This is a genomic window from Flagellimonas sp. (assembly GCF_965215805.1).
Taxonomy (GTDB): Bacteria; Bacteroidota; Bacteroidia; order Flavobacteriales; family Flavobacteriaceae; genus Flagellimonas.
Genome location: NZ_OZ244124.1, coordinates 1,545,519 through 1,563,750 on the forward strand (window position 1 = coordinate 1,545,519; position 18,232 = coordinate 1,563,750).

Genomic DNA, 18,232 nt, shown 5'->3' on the forward strand with positions numbered 1-18,232 from the left:
TGCCCCGCTTGTTCAGTTAAGAATTTCCTATGAAGTTTGTGATAGCACCCGATAAATACAAAGGTTCCTTGACAGGGTCACAGTTTTGTGAGGCTGTTGAAAAAGGGATCCAAAGGGTGTTTCCCCAATCGCAAATACTTAAAAAACCCTTGGCAGATGGCGGAGATGGTACTTTGGAGGTGGTTCAAGACTACCTAAAGGCATCTTTGGAAACAATCAAGGTTAAAGACCCCTTGTTTAGGGATATCGAAGCGGGTTATTTATTATCCCAAGACAAACAAACCGCCTACATAGAAATGTCTGAAGCCTCTGGCTACAAACTGCTACGGAAAGAGGAAATGAACTGCATGCATACCACCACTTTGGGAACAGGGCAATTGCTGTTGGATGCCATGCAAAAAGGAGCGCAGCATATTGTTTTAGGCATTGGGGGGAGTGCTACCAATGATTGCGGAATGGGAATGGCATCGGCCATGGGCTATGCGTTTTTGGATGCCAATGGAAATCGGTTGCAACCTGTGGGCAAGAATTTGGTCCATGCAAATAAGATTGTGGATGATGAAACTTCAGGGTTGTTGAAGAAAATTCAAGTTAAGGTGGCTTGTGATGTAAACAATCCGTTGTATGGGAAAAATGGGGCCGCCCATGTTTATGCAGCACAAAAGGGAGCTTCGCCTGAAGAAATTGAAATACTGGATCAAGGCCTTGAGAATTTTGCCAATGTGCTGCAATCCCATTTTGGTAAAGATGTTCGGGATGTGCCAGGCGCGGGTGCCGCCGGGGGAATGGGCGCAGGAGCCATGACTTTTTTAAATGCCCAATTGGTCTCGGGAGTGGATTTGGTCTTGGAAATGGCAGATTTTGATTTGGCCTTAGAAGATGCAGATTGGGTGATTACCGGAGAAGGACAATTGGATAATCAGACTGCTGCAGGAAAGACCATAGCTGGAGTGGTCAAGATGGCAAAGACCCGCCAAATTCCAGTGGCGGCTTTATGCGGATCCGTTAATGCTTCTATTCAACAAATTCAGGAAATGGGCTTGGACTATGCTGTTTCCGTGCTTAACCAAGTGGGGAGTTTGGAGGACGCCAAGGCCAACAGTTTTTCCAATTTGGAACAAGCCAGTTTCAATTTTGCGAAGCTACTAGAAGTAGGATAGCAATACTCATGTCAGGTCGAGCTGTAATCTTGAACGCAGTCGAAAGAGCTGTCGAGACCTAAGACACCAAGAAATTTCAATACGTTTTATTCATCCTGTGTTCCAATCCGTATTTCACGGTGGCCCACTCACTTTCCAAAATGGAAAACACTACGGTATCCCTATAATTTCCTTGGGGGTCAATACGGTGATTGCGTAAGATTCCTTCCTGTTTGGCCCCAAGCTTGGAGATAGCTGTCCTGGAAGCAAGATTGTGGTAATGCGTTCGGAATTCCACGGCAATGCACTTCAATTGCTCAAAGGCATGTTGCAGCAATAAATGTTTGCATTCTATATTTAGACCGCTTCGTTGGTTGCTTTTGGCATACCAGGTGGCGCCAATTTCAAGGCGTCTATGCTCGGCCTCAACATTAAGGTATCGGGTAGACCCTACAATTTGATTGGTTATTTTGTCAATTATGGTAAAAGGCAAGGCCGTCCCTTCCTCCTGATTTTGTAGTGCGGTTTCAATGTAGGAGTCAATGTTTTTTTCCGAAGGAACTGATGTAAACCATAGCTCCCATAATTTACCGTCCGAAGCCGCTTGCAAAAGTTCAGCTTTATGGGATTTTTGAAGCGGTATCAATTTGGCCCTCTTGCCTTCAAGGGTAGTTGGTTGTAACCAGTTTGCCATGGATTCGTTTTTATCGCTCAAATATAGGGTTAACTTGGGGTTTTACGTTCCACTTAACAAAAGCGGCAAGTCCAAATACGCCTTAAAACTGCTTTAAAAAACTAAGCTTGATTATGGCTTGTCGTTCAAAGATAGTATCGCTTTCAAGCTTGTTTTGATTGGAATTAAAAACGATATAAACATAGGATAGAGGGTTGTATTCCCAAGCGAAGCGGATATTATAAAAATCCGAGTTGTTTTGCGTATTTCTTTGATACAGGCCGGACAAACTTAATCTTGGATTGATATAAACCCTACTCTCCAAAGTGAGCAGGTCTACTGTGCCTGAAGCGGATGTTGAGCCCAAACCGGTAAACTTATCACTGTTGATACTTCCCTTGAGAAATATATGTGGAATTGGAATTGCTGTCAGAGAAGCGTTCCAGGTCCGCAACTCTCCATCGTAAAATTTGCCAAAGGTATGACGCAATTCTGTCGAAAATTTACTGGAAGGGTCGGTGCCCAACGCTAAACTATATCTGTTGTAAGAGTTGGAATCAGAGGTAACTGCCACATTCAACAGTTGCAGGGGTGCGTTCAGTTTTTGTTCCACAAATGCGGTGCTGAAACTGAGGTATCCTCCGTTCTGGGCTTCCAACCAAAATGGACTAATGGTCAATTCCCTTTCCAGAAATGCTCCCGTGGATGCTTGATGATAGAGATTGCCAATGATTCTTGGTCTATAGGCCCGTAACAACTTTTTAAAAGGCAATTTTGGCCCTCTAATATTGGCAATGATTCCAGGAGATGTAGCGATGACATCGGAACGCGAAATAAAACCGAGTTCAGGATTAAAGTTTTTGCCTAGATAGGACTGGGTCCACCATGCATTTACTTTATTGGTATCGTATCGGTATTGCAAGTAGCCGCCAAAATGGGCATTATCCCCATCCATATCCACAGAAGAAAGCGCCATGAATCCTAGACTATGTGCATTGCCCATTCTGAAAAAACCATCAACCCCGGTAACTGCATTGTTGTTGCTGTCCTGAATTTTTGTTGTTGCAATGGCACCAAGGCGGTTCTGTTTTCCAAAATTCTTGACATATCGTCCAACAAGATTATAGGCATCCTGTTCCTTTATGCCCATAACCCCAAAACTCTCCTTTGGCGATTGAAGTACAAGTCTAAGACCTGCTTCTATGGTTTTAGGTGTGCCATTTTCATCCAACCCAACCCTGCGACTAAAGAATGGAATTATGCTCAGGTTTCCAGACCCTCCAGTATCACTGTACAATCCGGCCCCGAATAAGGATGCATTCTCAAGAAAAAACTGCCTTCTTTCAGGGAAAAAAACTGAAAATCTACTGATGTTGTTCACCTGTCTATCCGCTTCTGCCTGAGCAAAGTCCGTGTTGGCAGTTATATCCAGAAGGGTATTGGTGGAAAGGGCCCACTTAATTTCGCCACCCATTATATATTCGGTTTCGGATGCTTGGGTGTTTCCATTGGAGCCAGATTCCGTGTACTTTGATAGTATGTAGGGATTTATCCGAAAGTTGGTTGTGGGCTTCGGGGGTTTAATTTGGGTGAGCAGCCCAAAATACTCAGATCGGTTAAATCCATATGCTCTTGGATAGGGGGACCAAGCCGAAATCTCGTTGCTTTTCCTTCGTTGTCTTACAAAGTTGATGCCCCATTGGGAGTCAGCGCCTTGGGTGGTTCCGTAACGCAAAGTCTTCCAAGGGATTTGGAATTCCGCGAACCAACCCTCTGTGGTGATTTTGGTACGAACGGTCCATAACCCGTTCCATTTGGCATCAAAAAAAGTGTCGTCAAAAGAAAGGTAGTCTTTTTGGGACCCATAAGGATTGACCGCGAGGGTGACGCTGTTACGCTCATCAAGAAAACCATCAATCCCCACGGCAAAGGTATCATTGGATAGAAAGGAAAAGTCCCGGGCCAAGTCGGGAACACGAATTCCTTTTTTCCCGTCCGGATCTTGGCAAAACGCCCCAACATAAAGGTACTTTTCATTGTATAGCACCCGTACCGTGGTCTTAAACTTGGATGGCTCCCCTTGATTGGGTTCTACTTGTATAAAATCAGTGAGTACTGGGACGCTTGCCCACTCGGTTTCATCAAGATTGCCATCTATGTTGAGATACGTTGCAATGGACTTGGCAGGGACCTGCAGTTTGTCCTTGGCTGGGGCAAATTCAGTTTGGGCCTTTATGGATAATCCTGATAACAACAGGCAGGATAGAATCACTTTTTTCATTGGATTTTGGTTTAAATTTTGATACAAATGAAGCCCACACCACTGCCGTACAAAACCCGATTCTTGCTACTTTCAGGTAAATGGAGTAGTATTGTTTTCTAGTAAATTGAGGTGTTACGGGAGGTCTGTTGTCTTGCTTTTCCAAACCTTGTAGGCATGTTGCATGCAATGCCCGCAAGGGCGATATCCCGCTTCCTTGGCTTCTTGTTCCGTGTGGAAAAAGACTCGGTTTTCCGCTTTCATCCGCATTCCGGATTTGCAGTGGAAAGTGCCATAAATTTTAAGCCTGCGGTTTCCCGCCCATTGGAGCCTTTGATGCCTTAGTGCATGAAAGAGCTCCGATTTGGAGAGTTTATCGTGCTTTTTCATTATTGCGCCGCATCGTGAAAGATGATGCCCAAGGTGTACCGTTCCCCAGAATGCACTTCGCTCACCCCATGTTTCATGGTCACTCGGTAAAAACCTTTTTTTCCTTGGACTGGCCTAAAATTGGTGGAAAAAATGAGCATAGATCCTTTTTTGGGATGCAAAACCATGGCTTTTGACTGCGCTCTGGGAACCTGCTGCGTGAGCACAAATTCCCCTCCAGAATAATCGGCGCCATAATCGTTTAGAAACAGCACGGCCTGCATGGGGAAGTATACTTCACCATATAAATCCTGATGGAGCGTGTTAAAGCCACCTTCTTGATACTTAAGAATCAAGGGAGTGGCCAAATGTTGCCCTTGATTGGCACAGTGTTGATGAAGTTTCCACAAATCTTGCGGATAGACCATATCCAGTTTTAATTGGGACATCCATTCATTGGCAATGGGAACCAATTCGGGATACACCAATTCCCGAAGTCTTTGGATGATGTCGGGAAGAGGATATTTAAAGTACTTGTAGGTGCCAGCTCCAAATCGGTAGCGTTCCATGTCCACGGTCTTTCGATACAAATGGGCTGTTTCAAAATTGGAAATGAGCTGTTGGCATTCCTCATCATTTAGAACTTCTTCGATGACGGCATAGCCTTTTTGGGAGATTTCGTTTTGAACGAAACCCCTATTGATTTTCAATTGCATGGTTCTATGATTTACTATTGAACTTGTGCTGCTTCCCAGCCAATGATGGCCGTTTTTCTGGTAGGGGTCCATCGGTAACCCCCTAATTGCCCGGAGGATTGTATTACTCGATGGCATGGAATCAAATAGGCGATGGGATTACTGCCAATGGCCGAACCTACCGCTCTTGAAGCTTTGGGCTTTCCAATGTCCTCCGCAATACTGCCATAGGTAGCCAGTCTTCCCTTTGGGATTTTTAATAGGGATTCCCATACTTTGAGCTGAAAATCGGTGCCCTTGAGATGGAGTTTTATTTCGGATATCTGACTCCAGTCGTTGGCGAAGATCATCAAGGCATTCACCTGGGTTTGATCCACGCGTTGGTGATAGGTCGCTTTCGGAAATTGCTGTTTTAGTTCATAAAGGCCCTTTTCTTCATCTTCAATAAAAGCCACATGGCACAGCCCTTTTTGGGTAGAGGCTATGGTCACCAAGCCGAATGGACTTTGGGCGTAACTATAATTTATGACGAGGTTTTCTCCGTCGTTTTTGTATTCCCCGGGAGTCATACCTTCCAAAGAGACAAAAAGATCATGTAGCCTGCTGGTACCCGAAAGTCCGGTTTCCATGGCGGTATCAAACAAGGTGGCTCCTCCTTCTTTCAACAGTGTCTTTGCATGTTGTACGCTTGTATATTTTAGGAATTGTTTGGGGGTAACACCTGCCCATTCCTTAAAAATTCGCTGAAAATGGTATGGACTCAGGTGCACTTGTTCTGCAATTTCATCCAAACTGGGTTGCTCCTTAAAGTTGCTGCTAATGTGCTGAATCGCTTTAGCTATTCGGTCGTAGTTCAAATTTTCCTGTTCACTCATGATATTCGCATTTTGTTTGACCCAAAAGTAAAGCGGTTAAAGAGGGTTGAAAACCCGTTTCTTGCGGACTTGTCTTTGCACCCATAAATTTAGCAAGGGTTTCCTAAAATGAAATAATTTTGGTTGGGTACAGCTGCTTAGGGTTTAGTAACTTTATGAATTCCCAATAGCTTGGATAGCACAAATGAAACTTAAAAACTTCACAATTCTTATTTTTTCGATAGCGCTCTTGCTGGGTGCGCTGATATATTGGCGCGAATATGCAACAAGAGATCAGGTAACCCTGATTCAAGTGTTGCTTTGGCAACTTGGCATTTGGATTCCTTGGATTCTTGGGTTTTTAGCTTTGGACAAAATTGAAAAGCGCGGCAGAAATACAAAATGGGGCCTTCCCTTGCTCTTGGCAGGAGGATTGCTATTGATTTGCCTTCACTTTGGTTGGTTTTTTGGACTTAGTTCAACGGTTAGCCCCTATTTGGATTTGGAAGGATCCAAATTTGGGGTATATCGATACTTCTTTATTTTTTGGACGCTGATAGATATTGGCCTGGTTTGGTTTGTTGTTGACAAGTTGCGGAATCCAAAACCCCAAGAAACCGAACCTTCCATAAAGCTGGAACTTACCCGAGGTGGCAGCACCTATTTTTGCGAACCCTCCCAGATTCAGTTGTTGGCTGCAGAGAATTATTATACCAAATTGTTTACCACCCAAGGAGTTTTTGTGATGCGTAGGCCATTAAAAACATTTTTGGAAGTTTTGCCCATGGATACATTTCGAAAAATTCACCGATCTACCATCATCAACCTTGATTACGTCTCGGAACTTGCCCGCGGCAATGGAAGCACCCTGGAAGTGATCATGAAGGACGGTACTCGAAGAAGGGTAAGCAAAAGCTTCGTTAAGGAAATCACACAATTGTTTAGGGAGCGAACCTATTAAGACCGTTCGCTATCAAAATTCAGTCATTTTACTGCAACATGGTTGCCGCTGCCATGCTATTGGGTAAGTTTAAGGAACCGACCAAGCCAAGCATTCAATCATCAATCAAATCTTCGCTATGGGTTCCAATTGTATATGTCGTCTTCCACAATTCTGGGTATTGCTTATACTGCCAATGCTACAACTTAGTGCCCAGGAATGGGAGTTTACACGATTGGATCTTAATGTTAAACCTCAGGGTTCAAGAGGGGTTTCCATTGCCGATTTGGACGGGAATGGATATTTGGACATTGTAGTCGCCAATCAGGTGGATTCCTTGTTAAAGCTTGGTAATAGGATTCTTTTCAATAACGGCGAAGGATTCAATCAAAAGGCTATTGCAAATAACAAGTTGGAAGCCTGGAGCGAATCGGTACACACAGTGGATGTAGATAACGATCATGACCTGGATATCTTTTTTACTACCCAATTTGGTGTCCCCAATCTACTCTTTGAAAATGATGGCAAGGGCAATTTCAACCCGACCCATGCAGGAGATCTAACCACCGATTTGACCAATTCCCCTGGAGCTTGTTGGTGCGATTTTGATTTGGATGGGGATATGGATGTTTTTGTGGTGAATAGGGATGGAGAGGACGATATCTTATATGTGAATGACGGAAAAGGAACTTTTAATAGGGCAAAAAATGGCCCATGGATTGGGAACAAAGGAGACGGCAGATCCTGCGGATGGGGTGATTTGAATGGGAACGGCAAACCAGACTTATTTGTGGCCAATTTTGTGGTAAAACAGGATGGAAAAGTCACTGGGAAGCATAGAAACTATCTTTATCTGAGCACTTCTGATGTTGGTTTTACAGAGCAAAAGGAGGGTGTTCTGGTGGAAGAATTACAAGCCACCTACGGCCTCACCTTTATTGACTTTGACTACGATAAGGACTTGGACATCTATGTGACCAATGTGGCCCGTTCGGATGAAAATGCCCTCTATGAGAACATAGGTAATGGTAAGTTCCAAAAGTTATCGGAAAGTGGAGCTGCTTACGAAGCAAGAAGACCTTCAAAAGGTCAGACTTGGGGTGATTTCAATACGGATGGTTTTTTAGATCTGTATGTGGCCAATGGTACGGAAGGATATCCCGAAATCCAGAATTTTCTCTTTTCTGGAAAACAAGATGGTAGTTTCAAGCGAGTTTACAATTCCCTTCCTGCCAATCAAGGGCATATTTCGGCAGGTACCGCTTCAGGGGATTTGGACAATGATGGGGATTTGGATCTCTATGTGTGCAATTGGGGTGGGGAGGCGGAGGCCGATGATCTATATCTCAATCAAAACACATCTGGGCAATGGCTAAAGTTGAGACTTCAAGGTGCCGAATCCAATAGTTATGGAGTTGGAAGTTGGGTTACCCTTACGCTCAGCAATGGTACCCAATTGACCCGCTATTTTATTCGCGAAACAGGCTACGGCAGTGAAAATGCCCCGGAAGTCCACTTTGGAATACCATCCGAAAATCAAATCGAAAAAATTAACATTGAATGGCCATCAGGAATACAACAATCCAGCACAAACATTTCCGTAAACACCGAGTATATAGCCATTGAGGGAAAGGAAATCAAACCCATAGAAAAATGAAGAACACTATAGACCGCAGGAATTTTATCAAACTTACGGCCACGGCCAGTGGCGCATTGGTGGTTGGAGTACAACTGCAATCCTGTCTAACGGAAAAATCACCTGTCATTACCCACCAATTTTCGCCGCTGATTAAAATTGGTACGGATCGATGGGTGACCCTGATGGCCAAAAATCCAGAAATAGGTCAGGGTGTAAAGACGGCCTTACCCATGATTTTGGCCGAGGAATTGGGTGCCGATTGGAACAAAGTCAAGATTGAGCAGGCCGATTTTGATAAAAAGTACGATGAACAATGGGCTGGGGGCAGTTATGCCATCATCCTCAATTGGGATTTGATGCGCAAAGCTGGTGCCCAGGTGCGGTATGCATTGCAAACTGCGGCATCCAAGCAAATGCAGTTGCCGATAGAAGAACTAATGACTAAAGACAACAAGGTAATCCATCAGGAATCTGGCAATTCCCTGCCTTTCGAAGTTTTACTGCAAGAAGCTTCAGAGGTGGCACTTCCTGAAGAAGTGGAGTATAAACCTTTGGAAGCCTATAACATTGTCAAGAAAAACACGCCTCAAACCGATTTGGACGAGATGATCACAGGGTCTAGCACCTTTGGGATAGACATAAAATTGCCCCATATGGTATATGCCACCGTTCGGAAAAGCCCCGTCCACGAAGGTGGTGTATCTAGTTTTGATGCTTCGGAAACCAAAGCTATCCAAGGGGTGATTGCTGTACATGAGCTCAACAACAAAGATTATGGGGGGCGACTTTTAGGTTCCAACAGTCCTAATTTCGTGAATGGAGTTGCGGTGGTGGCCAATTCCACTTGGGCAGCTTTTAAAGGTGCAGAAAAATTGAAAGTGGAATGGGATAATTCAGGCTGTAGGTTGGAGAACTCTGAAGAACTGTTTCAGCGTTTCCATGACCAACTTTCCAATACGACCATAGAGCGAAAGGATGGGGACGTGGACAAGGCTAAGGGAAATGCGGCAAAGGTCTATGAAGCCATTTATGAACTCCCCTTTTGGGCGCATGTGCCCATGGAGCCCATGAATTGTACTGTAGATTTTCGGGATGATGTCTGTGAGGTCTGGGCGCCTACCCAAAATCCAGAGGCACTACAAAATGGCTTGATCAAGTTGTTTGGCTTGGAAGCTGAGCAGATCAAAATTCATATTCCGAGGATTGGAGGAGCCTTTGGAAGAAGGTATTATGTGGATTATGCCATGGATGCTGCCATCCTTTCCCAGAAAATGGGACTACCGGTTAAGTTGACCTGGACCCGGGAAGAAGATGTGAAACACGATTGGTATAGACCTGGAAGCATTCAAAAATTGTCTGCTGCCTTGGACAAAGATGGAATGGTAAAGGCTTGGCGACATGTGTTGGCCAATGCATCCCGCATGACTTCATTGGGGCGGGAAGGAAGGGTGGCCGGTACGGAAATAGACGAATATGAGTTTCCGGCGGGTTTCGTTCCCAATTTACAATTGGAATATGGACATGTACTGAGCGATATTCCCTTGGGGCAATGGCGTGCAGTATCCGCCTCTGCCAATGCTTTTAGTATTTGCTGTTTTTTGGATGAGTTGGCCTTTGAAAATGGGATGGACCCCATTGATTACTTTCTAAAATTTTTGGGCCCTGCCCGAATGGTGCCCGTGGTAGGCGAGTATGAATTTGATAATGGACGTTTTATCCATGTGATTGAAAAGGTACGACAGAACAGCAATTGGGATAGTCCACTGCCCAAAGGGCAAGGAAGGGGCTTTGCGGCTCGAAAAGGTGCAGGATCCTTTATTGCCGAAGTGATTACGGTAGAAGCAGTGGAAGATAGCATCAAGATATTGGAAGTGCATGCCGTGGTGGATTGTGGTATTGTGGTGAATCCTTCGGGAGCGGAAGCACAGGTGGAAGGTGGGATATTGGAAGGGCTCTCGGCGGCCATGTACGGCGCAGTAACCTTTAAGGGAGGAGAAACGGAGCAGTCCAATTTTCATGATTATCCTTGGATTCGGATGCGGGATGTGCCTGAAATCCATGTGGAGTTCATTCAAAACGATTTGCCACCTAGAGGCTTGGGTGAGCCCCCATTGCCACCAGCCATTCCCGCTTTGGCCAACGCCATATTTGCTGCAACAGGGAAGCGAATAAGGAAGTTGCCATTGTCCAGGAGTTTTAAGGTATGATGTGAGCCCAAATATTTTAGACAACCATTTCCTTGGTTGAGTCGTCTATTATAATGAAAGCGAATCCCATAAAACTTAAAACGTCATGAAAATTATTGGAGGCCTACTCATATTGTTTCTTTTGTTGATTCCTCAATTTGAGCCCGATAATTTGAGAGAACAAGATTTGATTCTGGTCACGTTCAAGTGTGAAAGTTGCAAGATCAATAATAAGTTTGAGGTCTCTGGACCTACAGAATTTACCATGGAACGGGTGGAATTTCCCTTTGCTAAAAAAATGGAACCAGGCCAATATGAAATGACTTATTGGCAAAACAGGGTACAACAGATTCACTTGCCATTTTCAGTGAATAAGAAATCTGGGAACATCGTGATTGTCAAGGAATAACAACAGGGTTGTAATAAATGTGCTAACTTATAGCCTATAAAACCCTACTATGGAAGCCCAAAACGAAATCACTGCAGTACTTACAAGTGCAATTTTGACCGCTTTGAGTTTGGTGGCAATTTGGTTGTACAGACGTTACCAATCTAAAAAAAGGATTGAGGATTAGTCCGATTAAGCCCCTTACTTACAACCACTTTGGCACCTATATACAATATGGGACAAACGGATTTGAAGAGATTGTATATTACTGGTTAATCTTGGTTGGTATAGTATCGGTTCAAATTACATGGATGCCTACCCCTCTGAGTATTAAAAGAAGTCCTATAATAATGATGACGACCAAACCGAAGACAATTTTAATGTCATACGACAGCAGAGAATGGCTGTAATCTTTGTTTTCTCTATTGGATTTTATCAAAAGCCGCAACCATATTGCAGCACCTACTCCAATGATCACGCCTATAATCAAGTCCTTTGGGTTCATTACTTCGAAGATAAAAAACCCTCCTGAACCTGAAAAAGAATCTAGGGGTTGACTTTTAAATGCCCTTAATCCAATTACTTGTAACCGACTACATCCGTTTACAAACGAAAACAAACGATTAATAACCGTTTCTTGTTTTTTTTCACCCCTAAGTTTGCCCTGTCGATGCCGAACAGCTCGATAGTATTAACTGTTTAACACGTAAAATTTAAATCATGAATTCACTAAAAAACAAAGTACAGTTGATTGGAAACTTAGGAAACGACCCTGAAATCGTATTGATGGAAAGTGGGAGCAAATTGGCCAAATTTTCCTTGGCTACCAATGAGACCTACAAAAATTCAGAGGGCGAAAAAGTCACAGATACGCAATGGCACAATATTGTGGCCTGGGGCAAGACCGCGGAAATCGCCGAGAGCTATTTGGAAAAAGGCAAGGAGGTAATGATTGAGGGCAAGCTGGTACACCGCAGCTATGAGACCAAAGAGGGCGAAAAACGCTATATCACGGAGGTAAAGTGTAATGAGCTGCTAATGCTTGGCAAATAATTGGCCAGAATACAGATAATCGAGAAAAGGGGGCGATTGCCCCCTTTCTTTGTTTTTGCCCATTTTTAACTATAACTTAATAATAGACTGCGTAACAATGGGGGTGGTTGTACGTCTAATACAACAGATGAAGGAGCTATGAAAACTGTCAGATTCTTAATGGTGATTTTTGCTTGTGTCTTGGCCTTTCCGGCTTGGGCTCAAGTGGATGCGCGCGTGCAAGGACTGCGGTTTTATGAGCAGTTGGCACAACGGGATACGAAGTATGAAATTGCACTTTATTCATTGGATAGTCAAGATCAGATGGACTATTGGATAGATCAAGGAAACTTTGAAAGACAATTGGGCAAAGTCAATTTTCCAGCTTACTTGGCCTATATGAAAGGAAAGAAGGAAGCCTATCAAACACATTTGGCCGAGTGTGACACCCAATGTGAAAACAGTGAACTGTTCTTCCAAAAAGCCAAGGATTATTTGTCGTTATCAGATGATGATTTTTGGAAAGGAATGAAAAGGGAAGAAATGGTGCACAATCAACCCAAGAAAAAGAAATTAAAATAAAAAAACCGCCAATAGGCGGTTTTTTTATGCTACTTTTTTTAGTAGGTCAAAACATGGGCAACGCTTACAGCGTTTGTTTTCTCCCTTTTTATACTTTTTACAGCACTTGGTCTTGCAATTGGTTACCGGGAGTTCCCGTAACCTGGCCTTGTGCTTTTTAGTTAATTCCTTCTTCTTTTTTCCCATCACATGGAATAGATGGGCCAAAAATAACTATTTTAAATTAATCTAAATAAAGAAATTATCAACAATTATTCCCCAGCAGTGTCCGAGGCGGCACTTTCCACCGTGAGCTGCTGTATATCCCTATCAAAAAGATATAGACCGCCCTTGTCGTTTCCAATTAGGTTTATCTTGTCCAAGACGGTCCTTGCCAAAGCTTCTTCCTCCAATTGTTCTGCAACATACCACTGCAAAAAGTTATGGGTAGCATAGTCTTTTTCTTCTAGGGTAACATGTACCAGTTCATTGATACTCTTGGAGACAAAAATTTCGTGATCGTATAGTTCTTGGAACATTTCCTGTAGCGTGCCAAATTCGGTTTTTGGTGCTTTTAGGGCAGAAACATGGGCATGCCCCCCGCGTTCATTTACGTATTTGACCAGTTTGAGCATGTGCATACGCTCTTCATCCGAGTGTCCGTACATGAATCCTGCAACACCCTCCATGCCTTGTACCTCGGCCCAGCAGGCCATGGATAAATAGACCTGGGAAGATTCAGCTTCTATACGTATTTGCTCATTTAGTGCTTTTTCTAATTTTTTGGATAGCATATGTCTTTATTTTATCGAATATAAAAGTACAAAACCAAGCGGGTTTTCTGTCAGAAGCGTGCGGATACACCCATGGTGCCAGGACCAAAGTTTAGGTTCCAGCTTATTTTTTTGGCTTGTGCATTGTACTTCTCATTGTATTTGGAATCCAAGTAACGATCTATGGATTCCACGATAAAAATACTGAGGACGGTACTAAATGCCACATCCGAAACCCAATGGAAATCATCCATGATACGTACAAATCCCGGAATAAAACCAACAGTATACAGTCCGGCCTTGATCCAGGGGCTTTTAAATTGTTTGGCGATGGCATAGGCGTTGGAAAATGCCAGCATGGCGTGGCCAGATGGGAAGGAATCGTAATTGAAGACCCTGTCCAGGTGCAAAGGATCATAGGTGCCGGAACTAGCTCCACTTCGGGGTCTGGCCCGACCCACGATACGCTTGCTCACCTGTTGCAAGAACCCACCCGCCGTGGCTGTTGAAATTAGAAGTACCCCGGTACGTCTCAGTTTTTCGTTTTTGGTGAAAAGGCCTGCCAAATAGACTCCTCCAGTGAGCATATAGTTGTTATTGGGGTTGCCATACTGATGGCCGTAATCCGTTATAAACCCGGGTACATCCTCACTAAAGCCATTGGTCCAGTTGTTTAGCTCATCGTCAACCAAAAACAAAGCTGCCGTTCCTGCTGCCAAATAGCCAAAGTTGGCCCAGTCATCTCCTTCCCAGTGAAATGGTCGCGAATAGGAATAACCGATTCCACCGAACACATTGCCCATATCATAGGTGAAGTTTTTCCAATTATTTTCTTTTTGGGATTGGATCTGCCCCAAGGATTGATAGTGGCTGCCAACTAGTAGCAGAAAACAAAAAAAGATGCGTTTCATAGGGATAAGGGTTGAGGTTAGGGACTAAAAGTTAACTAATATTTCCGAAAAGGTTTTTTTTCAATTTATTGGGACTTGTGCAATGCTAGCTGAATGCGCTTACGGACCTCATCAACCTCCAGTACTCTCACCACTACTTGTTGATGGAGACTCACATGTTCGTTTACATCCTTGACAAAGGTATCTGCCAAGTTGGAAATATGGATTAGGCCACTTTCTTTGATTCCGATGTCTACAAAGCAGCCAAAATTGGTGATGTTATTGACAATGCCCGGAAGCAATTGGTCTTTGCGCAAATCCGTGATTTGCTTAATATTTTGATCAAAAGTGAACACCTTGGCCTTTTCCCGTCGGTCCAATCCAGGTTTTTCCAGTTCCTGAAGAATATCTTCCAAAGTGGGCATTCCTATAGTTTCAGTGCAATAGCGTTGAAGATCTATTTGTTGCAATATGGAAGTGTTACTTACGATCTCCTGTAGAGCTACGCCATGATCTTGTGCCATTTGCTCAACAATAGGATAGCTTTCCGGATGGACTGCAGAGTCGTCCAAAGGATTATCACCTTCTTTAACGCGAAGGAATCCTGCTCCTTGTTCAAAGGCCTTTCCGCCAAGGCGAGGAACCTTTTTAATCTCTTTTCGGCTTTTGAATCCACCATGATCATTGCGATAGGCCACAATGTTTTCTGCAAGTTTGGGTCCTATTCCCGAAACATAACCCAGCAGCGAAACACTAGCTGTATTGATGTTCACTCCAACCGCGTTTACACAGCTTTCCACAACGGCGTCCAAGGAGGATTTAAGTTTGGTTTGATCCACATCATGTTGATACTGGCCAACCCCAATGGACTTTGCATCAATTTTTACCAATTCAGCCAAGGGATCGGCCAATCGCCTACCGATGGATACGGCCCCGCGTACCGTTACGTCATAATTGGGGAATTCCTCCCTTGCTATTTTAGAGGCTGAATAGATGGAAGCTCCTGCTTCGCTGACCACAAAGACTTCTATTGGGTTCTTGAAGGAAATCCGTTTTACCAAACGCTCCGTTTCCCTTGATGCAGTTCCATTGCCAATGGCTATGGCTTCAATTTTATAGGCATCCACCAGTGAGCTGATTTTTTTTATAGCCCCCGAACTATCATTTTGAGGAGCGTGGGGATAAATGGTCTCGTTGTGTTTCAATTCACCCCTGGCATCCAAGCAGACTACTTTGCAACCTGTTAGGAATCCTGGGTCAATGGCCAATATCCGTTTTTCTCCCAAAGGAGCCCCCAAGAGCAGTTGCTTTAGATTTTTGGAAAATACTTTGATGGCCGCTTCATCCGCTTTGTCCTTGGCATGCTTTAGCAATTCATTGCTGAGGGAGGGGAAGAGCAATCGTTTGTAGGCGTCCGCAATGGCCATTTCAATCTGGGTTGAGCAAGCGTTGTGGGATTTGATGATCCTACGCTCCATGTTTTGTATCGCCCTTTCGTCATCAATTTCAATTTTAATACGGATAAAACCTTCCTTTTCAGCTCTTTGGATGGCCAGAAAACGATGGGAGGGGCAACGGGACAAAGATTCGCTCCAATCAAAATAATCCCGAAACTTTTGTGCCTTTTCATCCTCTTTTTTGGCTTTTACCACTTTAGTGGTGATCAAGGCATGGCGTTCCAATTGGTTTCGCAATTGGTTACGAACATCGGTGCGTTCATTGATCCACTCGGCTATGATATGACGAGCACCTTCCAAAGCCTCATCTTCGATTTGCACTTGATCGCTGACGTATTGGGAGGCAATGTATTCGATTTCATCGCTGCGTTGCACCATGATGATTTTGGCCAAAGGCTCCAATCCATTTTTACGGGCGGTCTCTGCTTTGGTCTTTTTGCTCTTTTTGAATGGAAGATATAGATCCTCCAAACTGGTAAGTTCAGCGCAATGCTGAAACCTGGATTCGAGTTCTTGGGAAAGTAATCCCTGCTCCTCAACTGCCTTTATAATGGCAGCTTTTCTTTTTTCCAAAGCCTCAAAGGCCGTTTTGTACTGCACTATGGAGCCAATCTGGACTTCGTCCAGATTTCCAGTACGCTCTTTGCGATATCGTGCTATAAAGGGAATGGTGCAGTCTTCATTTAAAAGCGCAATGGTATTGGCCACGCTTTTTTCTGAAAGTTGAGTGTATTTGAGGATATAAGGGATGAGTTGCATCTCAGGTTCAGGATTTAGAAAACGATTAAGTTCCAAACATTGTGGTGTTTAACGACAGATTAAATGGACTTGTATGCTTTTGTTTGAATTACATGTCGATTATACAATCTTATAGAGGGAAGAAAGTTAAGTTCTATTTCTCGAAAGATTGAAAAAAGACTTTGTTGCTATCGTCGTAAAAACATAAAACTACCTTGTCGTCAAATTTGAAAACGGTTTTATAGTTCACATTTTCTTGGTCAACAAACTTTCGAATTTTCTCAAAAACATTAGCTCTAATATTGCCATCAAGGTTGTCAAAATTTTTGTCTACCAAGCATTTAATATAGACCGTCCTACCACCAATAAAACCAGTGTAAGAAAAATGAACTGGATTTAAACCATTGGAGTGAACAGGGAAATGGGTGTTTGAAAAAGTAGAATTTGTGGTTGTTACATATTGAATGGGAATTGAAGCACCAACAGTAATCTCATAATTTTCATTTTTATCTTTTGTAATGCTTAATGCAATATTTCCATCTCTGAGTTTCTTGAAAAACTGGCTAGTTTTTTCAACTTCCCTATGTTTAACGAACTGACCGTCTTTGATTATTATCGGCGAATTTTTCAAAGAAATGGGCTTGTTATTTTCTATCAAATATGTTTTGATTGCCTCTTTTGTATTGAAATCTGTAACCTCCAGCTTTAATTTATTCCCAAACAATTTGATTCCAAAGTACTTCCCATCATAAATTAGACTATTGGATTTTGTAGAATAACCAGTGGCAGAAGACATCACTGTTGGCTTGACAAAACCCATTAGCTTTTTTGACCAATCAGCTGTATCGATTGACAATATTTGAGTAAAGTTCTTGTTAATATCCAGAGAAATAAGCAACCTGCCTTTTTCGAGGTATAACTTATTAGAATTTACCGTTAATCTTATTGAATTTTGAGTTTCCAGATTTACCCGCACCAAATGTTCCAAATAAGAATTGCCGAGAGATGTTTTCGTGATTAACAATTTAGAGAGCAACACCTTTGAACCATCCCAATCTCTAAACAGAATATCGCTACAATCAACAACTATTTTTTCCGAAATACCGTTGTCATCAAAACGATAAAAATTCAGCACACTGGATTTGGCATTGATGGTCATTAATACAAACCTGCTATTTAGATTGAAAGATTCAATGACGTATTCTTTCTTCAAGTCTAACTCAAGTTCGTTCCAGCTCGTTTTTTTTGTGCTAAAGTCAAATTTTGCAAAACCATATTTAATGCGAGGAGCGACTCCCAAAACGGATTGTTGCCCTTTTGAAGAGAGAAACAACTGATATGTACCATTTTTGCCAACTTGAGCGCCTAGTAAAGATTTATATTTAGAAGGAATCTCGGCAGTTTGAACCGAATCTTTTAAAACTAAATTTTCATCATATAGATAACAGACACTTCTTTGGGATAGCAAGGAGAAAACCCCCAGTTGATTTGTTTTTTCATTCTCTATAGGCAGAATTTGATTTCCCTTTAAATTATTGGGAATATGGGTCTCAACTAAGTTGACCTGGGAAAAAAGACTGGTATAGAATGCAAGAAAAACTAAAAAGAATATATGCTTCATTGATAAGGGGTTATTCG

At 43.0% G+C, this 18,232-nt stretch carries 16 protein-coding genes; 7 read left to right on the forward strand and 9 right to left on the reverse strand.

Features of this window, described 5'->3' with window-relative positions:
* Positions 1-29: 29 nt before the first annotated feature.
* Positions 30-1,160: a glycerate kinase gene (locus ACOOE0_RS07045; protein WP_420401762.1), complete on the forward strand. Its 1,131-nt coding sequence runs from the start codon at positions 30-32 to the stop codon at positions 1,158-1,160.
* A gap of 76 nt (positions 1,161-1,236) precedes the next feature.
* On the opposite strand, the gene ACOOE0_RS07050 is transcribed toward ACOOE0_RS07045, so the two are convergent.
* The 5 genes from ACOOE0_RS07050 to ACOOE0_RS07070 all read right to left on the reverse strand — a co-directional run bounded on the left by ACOOE0_RS07050 (position 1,237) and on the right by ACOOE0_RS07070 (position 6,011).
* Positions 1,237-1,833: a GNAT family N-acetyltransferase gene (locus ACOOE0_RS07050; protein WP_420401763.1), complete on the reverse strand. Its 597-nt coding sequence runs from the start codon at positions 1,831-1,833 to the stop codon at positions 1,237-1,239.
* Between the two features lie 82 nt (positions 1,834-1,915).
* Positions 1,916-4,093, reverse strand: a complete 2,178-nt coding sequence (locus ACOOE0_RS07055) for a DUF5916 domain-containing protein (protein WP_420401764.1) — start codon at positions 4,091-4,093, stop codon at positions 1,916-1,918.
* Positions 4,094-4,207: 114 nt separating this feature from the next.
* Positions 4,208-4,462 carry an Ada metal-binding domain-containing protein gene (locus tag ACOOE0_RS07060; protein ID WP_420401765.1) on the reverse strand — a complete coding sequence of 85 codons (255 nt, stop codon included), beginning with the start codon at positions 4,460-4,462 and terminating at the stop codon, positions 4,208-4,210.
* Positions 4,462-5,157: a 2OG-Fe(II) oxygenase gene (locus ACOOE0_RS07065; RefSeq protein ID WP_420401766.1), complete on the reverse strand. Its 696-nt coding sequence runs from the start codon at positions 5,155-5,157 to the stop codon at positions 4,462-4,464. Before ACOOE0_RS07065 ends, ACOOE0_RS07060 begins: the two co-directional genes overlap by 1 nt.
* Positions 5,158-5,171: 14 nt before the next feature.
* A complete protein-coding gene (locus ACOOE0_RS07070; protein WP_420401767.1) occupies positions 5,172-6,011 on the reverse strand; it encodes a bifunctional helix-turn-helix domain-containing protein/methylated-DNA--[protein]-cysteine S-methyltransferase in 840 nt (279 codons plus the stop codon).
* 184 nt (positions 6,012-6,195) lie between these two features.
* Between ACOOE0_RS07070 and ACOOE0_RS07075 the strand changes: the two genes are divergently transcribed.
* The 6 genes from ACOOE0_RS07075 (at position 6,196) to ACOOE0_RS07100 (ending at position 12,757) form a co-directional block, all read left to right on the forward strand.
* A complete protein-coding gene (locus ACOOE0_RS07075; RefSeq protein WP_420401768.1) occupies positions 6,196-6,951 on the forward strand; it encodes a LytTR family DNA-binding domain-containing protein in 756 nt (251 codons plus the stop codon).
* 175 nt (positions 6,952-7,126) lie between these two features.
* A complete protein-coding gene (locus tag ACOOE0_RS07080) occupies positions 7,127-8,587 on the forward strand; it encodes a CRTAC1 family protein (RefSeq protein WP_420401769.1) in 1,461 nt (486 codons plus the stop codon).
* Entirely contained in the window at positions 8,584-10,776 is a 2,193-nt protein-coding gene (locus tag ACOOE0_RS07085; RefSeq protein ID WP_420401770.1) for a molybdopterin cofactor-binding domain-containing protein, read from the forward strand. Before ACOOE0_RS07080 ends, ACOOE0_RS07085 begins: the two co-directional genes overlap by 4 nt.
* A gap of 85 nt (positions 10,777-10,861) precedes the next feature.
* The gene (locus ACOOE0_RS07090; RefSeq protein ID WP_420401771.1) at positions 10,862-11,164 is read left to right on the forward strand and encodes a hypothetical protein; all 303 of its coding nucleotides are present in this window, start codon (positions 10,862-10,864) and stop codon (positions 11,162-11,164) included.
* 699 nt (positions 11,165-11,863) lie between these two features.
* Positions 11,864-12,196, forward strand: a complete 333-nt coding sequence (locus ACOOE0_RS07095) for a single-stranded DNA-binding protein (protein WP_420401772.1) — start codon at positions 11,864-11,866, stop codon at positions 12,194-12,196.
* A 138-nt stretch (positions 12,197-12,334) separates the two neighbouring features.
* Entirely contained in the window at positions 12,335-12,757 is a 423-nt protein-coding gene (locus tag ACOOE0_RS07100) for a hypothetical protein (RefSeq protein ID WP_420401773.1), read from the forward strand.
* Positions 12,758-13,008: 251 nt separating this feature from the next.
* On the opposite strand, the gene ACOOE0_RS07105 is transcribed toward ACOOE0_RS07100, so the two are convergent.
* From ACOOE0_RS07105 to ACOOE0_RS07120, 4 genes are all read right to left on the reverse strand, one after another.
* Positions 13,009-13,530, reverse strand: a complete 522-nt coding sequence (locus tag ACOOE0_RS07105) for a ferritin (protein WP_420401774.1) — start codon at positions 13,528-13,530, stop codon at positions 13,009-13,011.
* 50 nt (positions 13,531-13,580) lie between these two features.
* Positions 13,581-14,420, reverse strand: coding sequence for a phosphatase PAP2 family protein (locus ACOOE0_RS07110; protein WP_420401775.1), 840 nt, complete (start codon positions 14,418-14,420; stop codon positions 13,581-13,583).
* Between the two features lie 65 nt (positions 14,421-14,485).
* Positions 14,486-16,615: a Tex family protein gene (locus ACOOE0_RS07115; protein WP_420401776.1), complete on the reverse strand. Its 2,130-nt coding sequence runs from the start codon at positions 16,613-16,615 to the stop codon at positions 14,486-14,488.
* Between the two features lie 133 nt (positions 16,616-16,748).
* Positions 16,749-18,215: a hypothetical protein gene (locus ACOOE0_RS07120; protein ID WP_420401777.1), complete on the reverse strand. Its 1,467-nt coding sequence runs from the start codon at positions 18,213-18,215 to the stop codon at positions 16,749-16,751.
* Positions 18,216-18,232 lie beyond the last annotated feature (17 nt).